This is a genomic window from uncultured Arcticibacterium sp. (assembly GCF_964021845.1).
Lineage (GTDB): Bacteria > Bacteroidota > Bacteroidia > Cytophagales > Spirosomataceae > Arcticibacterium.
The window spans coordinates 328,224-341,735 of sequence record NZ_CAXHZC010000002.1; the positions used below are offsets into that span (position 1 = coordinate 328,224).

Annotated in this window: 13 protein-coding genes; 6 read left to right on the forward strand and 7 right to left on the reverse strand. The window is 37.5% G+C overall.

The annotated features are described in order from the left end of the window. Positions 1 to 149: 149 nt before the first annotated feature. Both proS and AADJ06_RS08140 read left to right on the forward strand, forming a co-directional pair. Entirely contained in the window at positions 150 to 1,619 is a 1,470-nt protein-coding gene (gene proS / locus AADJ06_RS08135; RefSeq protein ID WP_341225932.1) for a proline--tRNA ligase, read from the forward strand. 42 nt (positions 1,620 to 1,661) lie between these two features. Further along, complete coding sequence (locus AADJ06_RS08140; protein WP_341225933.1) at positions 1,662 to 2,090, forward strand: peptidylprolyl isomerase; 429 nt, start codon at positions 1,662 to 1,664, stop codon at positions 2,088 to 2,090. A gap of 63 nt (positions 2,091 to 2,153) precedes the next feature. Here the strand turns inward: AADJ06_RS08140 and AADJ06_RS08145 are convergent, their stop codons facing one another. Beyond that, complete coding sequence (locus AADJ06_RS08145; protein WP_341225934.1) at positions 2,154 to 3,116, reverse strand: methylenetetrahydrofolate reductase; 963 nt, start codon at positions 3,114 to 3,116, stop codon at positions 2,154 to 2,156. 134 nt (positions 3,117 to 3,250) lie between these two features. Here AADJ06_RS08145 and AADJ06_RS08150 point away from each other — a divergent pair, with 134 nt between their 5' ends. Next, complete coding sequence (locus AADJ06_RS08150; protein WP_341225935.1) at positions 3,251 to 4,117, forward strand: DUF3471 domain-containing protein; 867 nt, start codon at positions 3,251 to 3,253, stop codon at positions 4,115 to 4,117. A 74-nt stretch (positions 4,118 to 4,191) separates the two neighbouring features. Here AADJ06_RS08150 and AADJ06_RS08155 read toward each other — a convergent pair whose 3' ends face one another. Further along, positions 4,192 to 4,914, reverse strand: coding sequence for a head GIN domain-containing protein (locus tag AADJ06_RS08155; RefSeq protein ID WP_341225936.1), 723 nt, complete (start codon positions 4,912 to 4,914; stop codon positions 4,192 to 4,194). A gap of 131 nt (positions 4,915 to 5,045) precedes the next feature. Between AADJ06_RS08155 and AADJ06_RS08160 the strand changes: the two genes are divergently transcribed. The 3 genes from AADJ06_RS08160 (at position 5,046) to AADJ06_RS08170 (ending at position 8,477) form a co-directional block, all read left to right on the forward strand. Beyond that, entirely contained in the window at positions 5,046 to 5,651 is a 606-nt protein-coding gene (locus AADJ06_RS08160; protein ID WP_341225937.1) for an RNA polymerase sigma-70 factor, read from the forward strand. After that, positions 5,648 to 6,610 (forward strand): FecR domain-containing protein, encoded by a 963-nt coding sequence (locus tag AADJ06_RS08165; protein ID WP_341225938.1) that lies wholly within the window; start codon positions 5,648 to 5,650, stop codon positions 6,608 to 6,610. The genes AADJ06_RS08160 and AADJ06_RS08165 overlap by 4 nt, the downstream gene beginning before the upstream one ends. 88 nt (positions 6,611 to 6,698) lie before the next feature. Continuing rightward, positions 6,699 to 8,477 carry a hypothetical protein gene (locus AADJ06_RS08170; RefSeq protein WP_341225939.1) on the forward strand — a complete coding sequence of 593 codons (1,779 nt, stop codon included), beginning with the start codon at positions 6,699 to 6,701 and terminating at the stop codon, positions 8,475 to 8,477. A gap of 39 nt (positions 8,478 to 8,516) precedes the next feature. Here the strand turns inward: AADJ06_RS08170 and AADJ06_RS08175 are convergent, their stop codons facing one another. From AADJ06_RS08175 to AADJ06_RS08195, 5 genes are all read right to left on the reverse strand, one after another. Then, the gene (locus AADJ06_RS08175) at positions 8,517 to 9,956 is read right to left on the reverse strand and encodes an SDR family oxidoreductase (RefSeq protein WP_341225940.1); all 1,440 of its coding nucleotides are present in this window, start codon (positions 9,954 to 9,956) and stop codon (positions 8,517 to 8,519) included. 95 nt (positions 9,957 to 10,051) lie between these two features. Beyond that, a complete protein-coding gene (locus AADJ06_RS08180) occupies positions 10,052 to 10,459 on the reverse strand; it encodes a DUF3592 domain-containing protein (RefSeq protein ID WP_341225941.1) in 408 nt (135 codons plus the stop codon). Positions 10,460 to 10,472: 13 nt separating this feature from the next. Further along, the gene (locus AADJ06_RS08185) at positions 10,473 to 11,195 is read right to left on the reverse strand and encodes a tRNA-uridine aminocarboxypropyltransferase (RefSeq protein ID WP_341225942.1); all 723 of its coding nucleotides are present in this window, start codon (positions 11,193 to 11,195) and stop codon (positions 10,473 to 10,475) included. Positions 11,196 to 11,399: 204 nt separating this feature from the next. Beyond that, the gene (locus AADJ06_RS08190; protein ID WP_341225943.1) at positions 11,400 to 12,413 is read right to left on the reverse strand and encodes a phosphotriesterase; all 1,014 of its coding nucleotides are present in this window, start codon (positions 12,411 to 12,413) and stop codon (positions 11,400 to 11,402) included. Positions 12,414 to 12,673: 260 nt separating this feature from the next. Further along, positions 12,674 to 13,498 (reverse strand): nucleotide-binding protein, encoded by an 825-nt coding sequence (locus tag AADJ06_RS08195; RefSeq protein WP_341225944.1) that lies wholly within the window; start codon positions 13,496 to 13,498, stop codon positions 12,674 to 12,676. Positions 13,499 to 13,512 lie beyond the last annotated feature (14 nt).

Consider the following 13,512-nt stretch of genomic DNA (forward strand, 5'->3'; position numbering starts at 1 on the left):
AGTACGTAAAAATAATCAACACAACAATAGAATAACGAACAATACTTCTAGATACATACAAAGCTACCCAAAAAACTTATCTTTGCAACCTCTTTAAATAGCCTTATAAAAATAGGCTGAAGAATCATTATAATTTAAATACGAGAGAAATGGCAAAAGGGCTTCCTTTAAGAAGTGAAAATTATTCAGAATGGTATAATGAACTAGTTAAAAATGCCGATTTAGCAGAAAATTCGGATGTTAGAGGCTGCATGATTATTAAACCCTATGGCTATGCAATTTGGGAGAAAATGCAACGTGCATTAGACGATATGTTTAAGGAAACAGGGCACAGCAATGCTTACTTCCCTCTTTTTATACCTAAATCTTATTTATCAAAAGAAGCAAGTCATGTAGACGGATTTGCTAAAGAGTGTGCGGTAATTACACATTATAGGTTAAAAAATGACGAAAATGGCAATGGCGTGGTAGTAGACCCTGAAGCCAAATTAGAAGAAGAACTTATAGTAAGACCTACCTCTGAAACGGCCATTTGGAGCAGTTATAAAAAATGGATTCAATCTTATAGAGATCTACCTATTTTACTAAACCAATGGGCTAACGTGGTGAGATGGGAAATGAGAACTAGGATCTTCTTGAGAACATCTGAATTTCTTTGGCAAGAAGGTCATACCGCTCATGCAACCAAAAAAGAGGCTGTAGAAGAAACTAGTATGATACTAGACATCTACGGAAAATTTGCGGAAGAGTGGATGGCAGTACCTGTGGTAAAAGGAAGAAAAACAGCGAATGAGCGTTTTGCCGGAGCTAAAGATACCCTTTGCATTGAAGCCTTAATGCAAGATGGTAAAGCTTTGCAGGCTGGAACATCTCACTTTTTAGGTCAAAATTTTGCAAAAGCCTTTGACGTTAAATTTCAAACCAAAGAAGGGAAACTAGAACACGTTTGGGGAACTTCCTGGGGTGTAAGTACACGTTTAATGGGTGCTCTGATTATGGCTCATTCAGACGACCAAGGACTGGTTTTACCTCCAAAACTTGCCCCTATTCAAGTAGTAATCATTCCTATTTATAAAAACGACGAGCAGCTAGACCAAATTACAGAGCTAATTCAGCCAATGATTAATGAGCTTAAAGCAAATGGTGTTTCTGTTAAGTTTGACATTTCAGACCAACGACCAGGTTGGAAGTTTGCAGAATACGAACTGAAAGGTGTACCTGTGAGAGTAGCTGTGGGCATGAGAGACTTAGAAAAAGGTTTGATTGAAGTAGCTAGAAGAGATAACCTGAGTAAAGAACAAAAGCCTTTAGAAGGTGCTTCAGCATACATAACAGTACTTTTAGACGAGATTCAGGTAGCTATTTACGCTAAGGCATTGAACTTCAGAACCGAGAGCACACATGAAGTAGATACCTGGGAAGAGTTTCAAACAAAACTAGAGCAAGGAGGTTTTCTTTCTGCTCACTGGGACGGTACTTCCGAAACCGAAGACAAAATAAAGGAACTTACTAAGGCTACCATCCGTTGCATACCTTTAGACGCTGAAAAAGAAGAGGGTAAATGCATTTTAACGGGTAATCCGTCTTCAAAAAGAGTCCTTTTTGCGAAAGCATATTAACACAGCGTAACAAAGAGAATTTTTAATCAAATATATAGATAGATGGTAAAGGCAGGTGACACAATCAAAGTACATTACAAAGGAACCTTAAACGATGGCAGTCAATTTGACAGTTCTGAAGGGCGTGAGCCATTAGAATTCCAAGTTGGTGGTGGAATGGTTATCAAAGGTTTTGACGACGGCGTTTTAGGAATGAAAGAAGGTGATAAAAAAACTGTAAACATTCCAGCTAAAGAAGCTTACGGCGAGCCAAATGCAGAAATGATTTTTGATTTTGAGAAAGCTCAAATTCCAAGTGAAATTCCTTTAGAAGTAGGTGGAACATTGACTATGAACAATGGTCAGCAAAACGTTCCTGTAAAAATAGTAGCGGTAGAAGAGACTTCAATTAAGTTAGATGCAAATCACCCATTAGCGGGTCAAGATTTGAACTTTGATTTAGAGTTAGTTTCTATTCAGCCAGGTGCTTAATCACAGCATTCGGTAGTAAAAGTTTAAGGCGTTGACAATCTGGTATTGTCAACGCCTTTCTTATTAAAACACCTCTTTAGCTACTGCCAAGGTAGTATTCGACTTGCTCATGGTATAAAAATGAAGAGCAGGCACACCGTATTCTTTTAGTTCTTTGCACTGCTGCACACACCACTCCACTCCCACTTCTCTTGCTCCTGCATTATCTTTTGCAGCATTTACGCCCTTTCTTAAATCTTCTGGCATATCGCAGAAAAACAACTCCGGCAATATTTCTAATTGACGTTTAGTAGCTAAAACCTTAAGACCAGGAATTATAGGAATATTGATGCCGTTTGCTCGGCATTTATTCACAAAATCAAAGTATTTCTGATTATTAAAAAACATCTGAGTGACTATGTAATCCATTCCTGCATCCACTTTCCTTTTCAGGTTTTCAAAATCTATATCCATGCTCTGAGCCTCATAGTGTTTCTCAGGATACGCGGCACCACCTATACAGAAGTCAGGATGTGTTTCGCTTTCTAACTCTTCATACAGGTATTTTCCTGCGTTAATATCTTTTATTTGACTAATCAGCTGTGAAGCGTATTGATGTCCACCTTTTTTAGGTTTAAACACATTAAAAGGCTTTGCAATATCACCTCTAAGGGCCATCACATTATCAATACCCAAATAGCTTAGATCAAAAAGTAAGTCTTCCGTGTCTTCTTTATTAAAGCCTCCGCACAGCACATGAGGCACAGCATCTACATCAAACTTATGCATGATGGCAGAACAAATACCTACGGTACCAGGACGTTTTCTAGTTCTTACTTCCTTTTGCCCTCCATCTGGCATTTCTTTTATTAAATACTCTTCCCTATGATAAGTTACATCTATAAAAGGTGGATTTAACTCCATCATAGGCTCTATGCCCGAAAGCAAGTCTCCAATACTATTGCTTCCTTTTGATGGCGGAATAATTTCTATTGAAAAAAGGGTTTTGCCTTTGGCATTATCAATATGTTCTGTGACTTTGGCCATTTCTGTTTTAAATGATTTGCACCGCAAAAATAGATAATCCACCTTTCTTACAAATTTGTAGACGAGGTATTTAATAAACTTTGTAAATTTTGGAGAAATTATCTTTTAAACAACCTAATTATCGGAAACAACAGATGAAAAAACTATTGACTTTTGCTTTATTAGCTGTGGGTGTTTGCACTAGCTATGCTCAAGATGCCACAAAATTTGACAAGTATATTGGAAAATACAATGTAGAAGGAGCTCCTTTTTCTACCATTATCATAAGTATGAATGGTGACTCTTTTTGGGGAGAAGCAGTAGGTGCTGGCGATTCCGAACTTTTAGCATCAGACCAAGAAAACGTTTTTGACCTAGCATCTGTGGACGGCACTGTAAGTTTTACTGCAGAGCAAGGTATTATAAAAAACGTAGTATTAAGTATGGAAGGAGGGCAAGTCACAGGCACGCGTCAGTTCGCTCCTTTATCAGACTTTGCCGGTGTATATAATTTTGAAGGAGGTGGCCCAGTTTCTAAAGTAACCGTAGGCGAAGACAATGGTCAACTAAGCATTGATGTACCAGAGTTCGGGCAAGCGACCATTGAAAACACAAGTGTGAACGATAAGTTTTTTGAACAAAATTATCAAAGTGATTTTATTTTTGAAAGAAATGATAATGGCGACGTGGTTAGCTTAAAAATCAATGTGGAGAGTCAAGGAATGACTTTAGAAGGTAAAAAAGAAATGCCGGCTGAAGAAAACACGCTTGAGAAGTATGTTGGAAATTTCAATTTCATAGACATTGATATGAGTCTTCAAACAGAAATAAAAGATGGTAAGATATATGGCGTAACAGAACAAGGAGAAGCTTTTTTAACAGCTACAAACGAAGCTCATTTATTTGACATAGAAGGAGTACCTGGTACTGTAAAATTCAAATTAAATGAAGCAGGCTCGGTAAGTGAGGTTATCTTAACGTATGACGGCCAACCAATGACGGCTTACCCATCTGCAGATTAAGCGTGGCACAAAATTTCATAAAAAAAACTCCGCCAAACGGTGGAGTTTTTTTTGGTTCACAGCTTAAAAAATATTTAGTTTTTTTTCACTTTACTCGCTCCAGAAAGGTCTTGATCTATTCTTGGAAGTCCTCTATAATTTACAGTGCTGGCACCGCTAGCATCTACTTTAAGGTATTCTGCTACAGAAACATTTGCCTTACTGGCTCCTGATAGCTTTAGATAAGCTTCTTCCGAATCTGCATCATAAGCATTTAACTTTGACGCACCAGAAAGGTCGGCACTAAGTACCGGAACCCCCCTTTTTAATGTAACTGTAGATGCTCCGCTAATGTCCACATCAAGGTCTCCAACCTCCACATCCAAAGTTACTTTTGAGGCTCCGCCTAAATCCAACTTTAAAGTAGAGAAGTAATCAAAGTCCTCAATATATACTGTGGCTGCACCTGAAATATCCGCCTCCTTTAGTTCTGGCATTTCTATCAGAAGCTCCATTTTGTTTCTAGATACAGGCCTAAAAATATTACGATTATAATAACTTACCTTTAGCGTATTATTCACCACCCGTACGTTTAGGTCATTTAAATTAGTTGAACTTCCGGTGGCGGTTACTTTAAACTCCGAAGATGGTACTACAACCACCTCAAAGGCTGAACCCAAATCCAGTTCAGTAAAACTGCCCAAATCGTAAACTTCAGTTTCATTATCAGGAGAAACTCCGTCAAAATCAATACTTACACAGGCCTTAGAGAAAACCACTAGTGCGGTCAATAAAGTAAATAGCTTAATTTTTTTCATGTTTGATTTTTGTTCTTGATTACCTAATGGACAATCAAACCTTGGCTTCCCCCTATTCAAAATAAAAAAACTTTTATGGGGGTATTTTACCCTTTAGCTGTCATATACCAAATGAATAAGACCAAATATGTATGTTTGCACTGGCTAAACCTATATTAGAGAACTTGCAGGAGACCGAGCAATCATATCTTCTCGAAATAAGAAAAGGGAACAAATCTGCCTTCAAACGGGTGTTTGACACTTATTATGCAGACTTATCTCGTTATGCTTTTTCTATGCTTAAAAGGCAGGAAGAAGCAGAAGACCTGGTGCAGCAGGTATTTGTCAACTTTTGGGAGAAAAGAGAGCAAACCATTATTTCAGGTTCGCTAAAATCATATCTATTCAGGTCTGTTCACAATCAAAGTCTCAACCTGATAAAGCATGAAAAAGTAAAAGCTAGTTATGTGCAGCATAGCCAGTTTTTTGACATCAAATATCAAAGTGACGTAGAAGAAACGCTGGAAGGAAAAGAGTTAGAAATACAAATAGCAGCGGCTATTGAAACCTTGCCAAAGCAATGTCAAAAAATCTTTGTGATGAACAGGATGGAGTCATTAAAATATAAAGAGATAGCAGAGCAGCTGGGCATTTCTATCAAAACCGTGGAAAACCAGATTGGCAAAGCTTTGAAAATACTTAGAAGTTCGCTAGCCCCTTATTTAGTGAGTCTTCTTTTAATTTGTTTAGGATTATGAAAAGGACAATAGACGATAACATATTGGCCAAATATTTTGACCACACCGCCACTGCCGCGGAGTTAGAAATAATTAACAGCTGGCTAGAAGCAGACCAAAAAAATGAAGTTTTGCTAAAGCAATATCATCAAATTTGGACTGCGTCAAACGCCGAAGTCAAAAACTTTGAACCAAATGTAAAAGCAGCTTGGGAGCAAATTGAGCCAAAACTTCTGGTTCGTAAAAAACAGCCAAACTATTTGAGAATTGCCGCGGTAGCCGTGGGGGTTCTTCTTGTAAGTACATATTTAATTTTAACCAATAATAGGCCTACTGAATACTTATCTTTCAAATCAGAGGCTGAAACCCAAATTAAAACCCTGTCAGATGGTAGTACCATTACTTTAAACTCATTTTCTCTTCTAGAATACCCAGAGGAGTTTGAATCTGGCGAGAGACGTATCAAACTAATTGGCGAAGCATTTTTTGACATTGCGAAAAACCCCGACAAACCTTTTATAATAGAAGCTAACGGCACCGAAATAAAAGTTTTGGGAACATCTTTTAACGTAACCGCCCGAGATGAAAACGTAAAAGTGAGCGTGAACTCTGGTCGCGTAGAGTTCAAGAAAACAGCGAAGAAAAAGGTAGTCTTGGAGAAAGGTGATGAAGCCATATATGAAAGCAAAAAAGACACCATTACTGCGGCAGCTATATTTGATAGAAATATTTTCGCTTATAAAACTAAAGTGTTTGAATTTAAGAACACCAAGATAGAAGAAGTGGTAAACACTTTAAATAAAGGCTATAAATCCGACATCAAATTAGAAGGGAGCAACTGGGAGAACTATGCTCTCACCACCAAATTTGAAAACGAAAACCTGTTTGAAGCATTAGGGATTATAGCGGAAACATTAGACCTGAAAGTGAAAAGCAAAGACAAATCTTATATTTTGGTAAAAAATACGATTCCGGAATAGGGGTTTCTTTAGCTCAGCTTGTCTATTTATTAGACATCAAATTATGAAAAAAAACTTCCGTAACATGTATTGGGAGGAACACAAATTAATGAAAAAGCTAATACTTATTTTCGCCGTTCTTTTTTACCATACAGCTTTTGGTCAAGGCGATGTGCTATCAAAACGTATCTCTGTCAATTTTGTAAGCACTCCCCTAGATGCAGCTCTAAAAAACATAGAAACTAAAGCCGAATTACAGTTTTCTTACAATGCCCATCATATTTCAGCAAATCAAGCGATAAACTATCAAGCTAGCTCAAAGAGTGTTGCAGTTATACTGACAGATATTTTAGGTCCAAATATTGAGATTCGTACCAAAGGGAAATATGTTATTCTTCAGAAAGCTAAACCACAGGAAAAAAAAGACTTTTTCGTGATGGGCTACATTGAAGATTCCGAGACCGGTGAAAAGATAACAAACGCCAGTATTTATGAGCCACTTACGTTGGCCTCCACCCTATCTAACCGTTACGGTTATTATAAAATAAAGCTTCCGAGAAACCAGAAAGACATAGACCTCCGCTTTTCGAAAGAATCATACAGCACGGCACTAGTAAATGTTTTTGAAAGAACGGATATTAAGATGAATGTGGATTTAGCTAAAGAGCTAAGAGAAAAACAGCTAACACTAGATGTAGCCCCATTAGCTTCAGTTGGTATCAAAAAAGACACACTACCAAATGTTTCAGTACCGACACCGCAGCCTGTACCCGTTCCAGAAACTGAAAAGAAAAAACTAGCAACCAATATTGACATTAGTGACGAACTGGCTTTTGTAGACAAAACCTACCAAAACGGGAAAGAACAGTTTATAGATTGGTTTTTAAGTACCAAACAGGCTCTTCACAGAAATAATATTAACGACAGCCTTTACCGACCTTTTCAAATATCTCTTTTACCTTTTATTGGTACCAACCAAAAGTTAAGTCCCTTTGTAGCAAATGATTTCTCTTTTAATGTGATAGCTGGCTACACAGGAAGTGTGAGTAAATTAGAAATAGGCTCGGTGGCTAACATCATCAGAAAAGATATGACTGGTGTCCAGATTGCTGGTGCTTTAAATGTGGTGGGACAAAGAACCGCGGGTGTTCAAATAGCTGGTGGTGTAAATATAAACCTAGGCGAGTCAGACGGTTTTATAAGCAGTGGCTCCCTTAATCTTAACCTAAAAAACGCCAGCGGCGTAAATATTTCGGGCGGAACTAACGTTACCCTTGGAACTTTTAAGGGTGTTCAAATTGCTCCTTTTAACTATGCTACTAGGTTAGTTGGTTCGCAAATAGGTGTTTTCAACTTTTCTCATGAAGCTAAAGGAACGCCAATTGGCTTTTTCACCTATGTTCATAAAAATGGCTATAGAAGAATAGAGATAGCATCTACCGAATTAAATCTAACAGAAATAAGCTTTAAAACAGGTACCAAAAACTTCTATAATATTTTTAGCTCAGCCTTTAATTATGGCAAAGAAAACAAACCAGTTTTTGGTTTAGGGTATGGTCTTGGAACCTCTTGGCAATACGGAAAAAGATTCGGGTCAAATTTAGATTTCACAGGAATGACCTACTTACCGGAAGACTTTGACAACGTAGACTATCCAACCCAGCAGTTTAAAGTAAGCTTTGGTCTTGAGGCCAAAATCACCAAACACATTGCCTTGTTTGTGGCTCCTTCTCTAAACTTCTTAGCCACCAGCGGTGAAGACCTCACATTCACAGAACCTAGGCTACTCGTATCACATGATATAGGCGATTTCTACGGTTACCGCTCTAATCTTTATACCTGGTTTGGTTATAAGTTTGGCTTGAGAATCTGCAATAAGGGGGTATAGGTCATATGTTTGGAGCATTATGAGTTATAAATGGATTGTTTATAACTCATAAACTTCCTCTCCACCCTTGGCAATTGCATTTATCATTCCCTTAAAAACGATTCCGTGAAACGGTAATACAGAGTACCAATAAAGCCTACCCAATAAGCCATGCGGCCTAAATGTGGCGGTTTGAATAACCTTGTTATCCTTAATTTTAAACTCCAACCAAGCTTCACCAGGAAGTTTCATTTCCGCGAATAATAGCAATCTTCCTTCTTCCTTATTGGCATATAACACTCGCCAAAAGTCTAAGGCATCGCCAGATTCTAAAGAGTTTGGATTTGTTCGTCCTCTTCTCAGCCCTACTCCTCCGTAAAGCTTATCTACAAAACCCCTTATTTTCCAGAGAATGTCGGCATAGTACCAGCCATTCAATCCCCCAATACTCCATATTTTGTTAATCGTACTTTCCTTAGAAAGAATAACTCTTTCACGTTTATCTTTGAAACAGCCAAAACTAGGCACATCTATAAAGTCCGAAATATTGAACTGCTTTACGCCACTTACTTGCGAATCTTTCCAGCTAGAAACTATTTGATTCCCTTCTATTTTGGTAAAAGCTCTTTCCAGTGCCTCTATATATCCTTCTGGTTTTACATCAAGTAGCTCATTGATTTTGGAGTTTCTACAAACCACCTCTATTTTCATGCTATCTACTAAAGATGAGGCCAGATTATAAGACGTAGAAGTCACAAAATAAAGCCAATATGAAGACAGCCGAGGGGTCATGACAGGAACGGTATAAATGCTACGCTTCAATTTCCGAAACCTAGCAAACTCCATTAACATCTCTTTATAAGTCAGGATGTTTGGGCCGCCAATGTCAAAGTTTTGGTCAAAGACTTTTTCATTCATCAATGATTTCTCCAAAAATATCAGCACATCTCTAATGCCTATCGGCTGGCATTTTGTACTTAGCCATTTGGGAGCTATCATCACGGGTAGTTTTTCTACCAAATCTCTTATTATCTCAAAAGAAGCACTTCCCGAGCCTATGATTATTCCAGCCCGGAGTGTTGTCAATTTAAACGCCCCTTCACCTAAAATATCCTCCACATTTTTACGCGACTTTAAGTGCTTTGACAGACTATCTTCATTGGCTATTCCGCTTAAGTAAATAACATGTTTTATGGCTGAGCCACCTAAGGCATTCTTAAAATTGGTAGCCGACACCTCTTCTAGCTCTTCGTACTTATTAGAAGTAGACATAGAATGAATGAGATAATAAGCAGCATCTATATCTTTAGGAATATTGACTAGTGTACTAGCATCCAAAAAGTCAACTTGAATTACATCTATAAAAGACCGTATGGAATCAGGAACACTAAAGCGATTAACATCTCTAACGCAGCAAATAACATGATGCCCATCTTTAACCAAAGCAGGCAATAGCCTTTTCCCAATATAGCCCGTAGCTCCCGTTAAAAGTATTCTCATCTATTTACTGAATTTTTTAAAAGACAATAGTCAAGCTACGAAGCTTCCTTCCTTTCAGCTTATAAAGAATTTAAAGTAATACCTTTTAAGTTCGTCTATAAAGCCCTTGCATAAAGAAAATACCCTCCGCCAATAATCATGAGAGGAATGGAAAAACATAAAAGCAGAATGGCATATCGGTACAAACCCCAATAAGAAACTACTTTTCTGAAATCACTATCTGGAGCATATATAATATTGACATACTCTCCTACCTCATAAGCTGCCGGCCTGGTAGCCACATCACTAATAAAAGAAGTTTCTTTTCCTAAGCGGTCAGTATATTGATACACCGGTTTATAAGTATAACCTTTATCTCCACGAACGGGAACTAAATCTACTACCTCCGCCTTAGTCTTTACCCCCGTATTTACCAATTCCTGCGTTTTGGAGAATTGTACATAAGAGAAATAAAACAACACTACCCCAAGGGCCAATAAACCGGTATATACGTATGCAATCATTTTCATTTTTTTTCTAATTTCCTTCCTGCTCAAAAACAACACTTCTTTGAGGGTTTTTCTTGTAATTAATCTTAGGAGTAATGACTAGGTTTTCAGTAGAACCAAGATTCTTATTTTTGGGGTTTAGCATGTACTCCACCTGATAGTCAATCATTTTTTCAAAAGGAACAAGAAAATCCTTCGTCTCGCAATTTTCCATGCCACCTTGTTTAAGTAAATTCAAGACCGTATAAACGGACTCAATAGTACTCAGGCAAAGGGCATCTGGCTGCTGCTTTATAATAAATTTTGATGTAATCTTATTATCAAAACTAACTCTTTTTAGCTTTTGCAAGTTCTTACTCAGCTTAAGCATTTTTCTGGCACAGGGCCATGTACCATCCAGAAGGAAGATGTGTGGCTTATCGCCCATAAAAGAAATCATTTCTGAACTCTTTCTTACCGATAAATTGAAACTATCTTTCCCCGGATATAGTAAAAAGGAATCATTTTGCTGCTCATTAAGTATGTCATTTACACGTTTATTATTGGTAAAATCTACACCGACTATAATCTCTGAATTCTCCAACTGAAGCTTTGTCATATGCCCCGTTCCGCTTTTTTCTTTTTTATACTCTTTAGGGTGCATGAGAATAATAAAACGAGTCTTAGTCTCAAAAGGCTTAAGGTGTTTACAAATGCATGAACTTGAAGTTCGCATGCATCGGTAACAATTGGTTCTTGTTTCTACTTGCAAAATGGAGTATTTCTTCTTTAAACTTATTCTGTCTGAGGTTCAAAGTTAACTGATTTCCCCCTCTCGCGGCATATCACCAGAGCGGACTCTGTATTATACGACAATCATTTCAGAGAAAATTAAAATATATTCATTTGAAAACGTCGGAAAGAACCTCAGGCAAGAACCCGCTAAGGGAAAAGCCTTTATTAGATAGAATCGAGTCTAATTTTTTGTCATTCTTATTTTAATACCAAAAGCTTCTTTGGGATTCCGCACCGTTATTTGATTGATATCATCTTCCGTAAATCCATTTTTACGCATTTCAGGAATTAGGTTCTTAAAAATCGCCTCAAACTTTTTCATACCGCCACCATTGCGAAAGCTATTACCATCATGAGATAATAATACTTTATTCAATAATTTTTTTCGTTTGAAAAGCTGCATTCTCTCTATGTATTCTTTGCAATTATTTTCATTGACCCCATCAAGCGAAATCCATGCTCCTTTAGATGCAAATTCAATTAATATTTCATCATTTCCCAGCTTACTAGCATGCGTCCAAATCCAAGCACTAGGGTGAATATTATATTCACTGAGAAGCTCCATCTGGAGTTTTGCGGCTTCCAAATTTGCTCCAGTATGAACAGCCAAAGTCAAGCCCGTACTAAGATGGCTTAGTAATCCAGCACTAAATAGTTTTTTGTCAATATTAGAAGGGGGCATACCGTCATCAAAAGCCAATTTTATAAAACCTGGTTTAATAGCTGTACCTTTTATTCCATTTTCGAATTCATCAATCCAAATTTCTGAGATGGATTCAGCACTAGCTTCATAAGCAAAGGCAGGAATGTATCGGTCATTTGCCGCTCCATAAAATCCGGTATTAGTGATGATTTGAACTCCTGAGGAGTCTGATATTACCTCTAATAAGTCAACTCTTCTACCAAAATATTCTGTGGTACAGTCAAAAATAGATTGAACACCTAATGTTTTTAATTCTTTTAAATAAGGGATAACTTGATTGAACAATTTGACGCTATCATAATTTAAGGCCTCATCCATTTCACTGCCAAAGTTTGACATAATGTGTTCATGAGTTAAGGAAATCCCTAATTCCGACACATCAACGGGGCCTTTAACGGTGTTTATTTGATTTAGCTTTTTATCATTTTGGCAAGCTAACTGTAACACTACCAAATTGAGTATTAGAAAAATTTTAACTACCACAGTTTTCATAAAGTAAGGTCATCTAATTTGAGTATTTCTAACTTATATCACATAGCTTGAAACGCAAAAAAACTATTCTCCTATTGGAGCGTCTCTTCTCGGCAGACTATGAAATTTACAATAATCATTTCGGAGGAGATTAAGATCTCTTTATAATATGGCAGAGCCTATAAATTAGACCAAGCTTAAAGTGAATTCTACGCAACGGTCTGAAGACCGAAAGACATGTTATGCAAAGTCAAAAAGACTTTGCGGAGCGGGCGGGGCTTTTATAATTTTTCAGCTACTGATTTCATATCAACATGAATTCCAACAGCGATTAATTCCTTGCAAATTTTCATTTTCCACGCACCAGAAGTGTCATAGTTCTCATAAAGAACCCCTTGAAGGTCAGAAGGAATTTCTATTTCTCCTCTTTTTAGAAGTCTTACTCTTTCCTTCCCCAAACGTCCTATAAAATAACCTATTTCCAATATCACATTCTGCCTTGCTCTTTTTGTCCCATCACTTACTAAATCATCAGGTGAAAGTAAAGCAATGGCATAATTTGATGACTCCGATTCACCAACTAGCTTGTCAATTATTGTCCTTCCCCTATCAGCTTGTTCATGCAAAACAATGTTATTTACTCCAGCCCTCGTTAATAATAGCTGAACTTCCGTTTTCAATTCATTATCATGTCCGTGCACAATAAATACGGTATCCCCTTCAACTTTTTCGACGTCATTAGACTCAACCTCTGGATTGGCATTGACTATTTCTTGTAGAACTAGTTCAAAGTATTCAAGAAATTGTTCATTAAAACTATATACGATGCCATTTATATCTCCGTGTGAATTATAAATCATCTTGACAGGTAAATCATAACCCACTGGGCCTAGCTTAGCCACTCTTCTATATAAGACATACACAAGCGACTTGGCTTCTTCGAATTGGCTCGGTAGGCTCCAATTCCCAAATGAACTACCACCTTGGTTAGGCCAATCCTCCCATTTCTTTCTTTCGGCTTCATACTTGTCAAAAACTTGGTTGTCCTTAACTTCCAACTCCAAGTGTTCAAACAGATGAGCCACTTCACTACCAAATGTTTTCATATTCGAAACTCGTA

Excerpts from the sequence above, each read along its gene's own strand:
- proS (WP_341225932.1), top strand. The coding sequence starts at position 150 with ATGGCAAAAGGGCTTCCTTTAAGAAGTGAAAATTATTCAGAATGGTAT.
- AADJ06_RS08140 (WP_341225933.1), top strand. The coding sequence starts at position 1,662 with ATGGTAAAGGCAGGTGACACAATCAAAGTACATTACAAAGGAACCTTA.
- AADJ06_RS08145 (WP_341225934.1), bottom strand. The coding sequence starts at position 3,116 with ATGGCCAAAGTCACAGAACATATTGATAATGCCAAAGGCAAAACCCTT.
- AADJ06_RS08150 (WP_341225935.1), top strand. The coding sequence starts at position 3,251 with ATGAAAAAACTATTGACTTTTGCTTTATTAGCTGTGGGTGTTTGCACT.
- AADJ06_RS08155 (WP_341225936.1), bottom strand. The coding sequence starts at position 4,914 with ATGAAAAAAATTAAGCTATTTACTTTATTGACCGCACTAGTGGTTTTC.
- AADJ06_RS08160 (WP_341225937.1), top strand. The coding sequence starts at position 5,046 with ATGTTTGCACTGGCTAAACCTATATTAGAGAACTTGCAGGAGACCGAG.
- AADJ06_RS08165 (WP_341225938.1), top strand. The coding sequence starts at position 5,648 with ATGAAAAGGACAATAGACGATAACATATTGGCCAAATATTTTGACCAC.
- AADJ06_RS08170 (WP_341225939.1), top strand. The coding sequence starts at position 6,699 with ATGAAAAAGCTAATACTTATTTTCGCCGTTCTTTTTTACCATACAGCT.
- AADJ06_RS08175 (WP_341225940.1), bottom strand. The coding sequence starts at position 9,956 with ATGAGAATACTTTTAACGGGAGCTACGGGCTATATTGGGAAAAGGCTA.
- AADJ06_RS08180 (WP_341225941.1), bottom strand. The coding sequence starts at position 10,459 with ATGATTGCATACGTATATACCGGTTTATTGGCCCTTGGGGTAGTGTTG.
- AADJ06_RS08190 (WP_341225943.1), bottom strand. The coding sequence starts at position 12,413 with ATGAAAACTGTGGTAGTTAAAATTTTTCTAATACTCAATTTGGTAGTG.
- AADJ06_RS08195 (WP_341225944.1), bottom strand. The coding sequence starts at position 13,498 with ATGAAAACATTTGGTAGTGAAGTGGCTCATCTGTTTGAACACTTGGAG.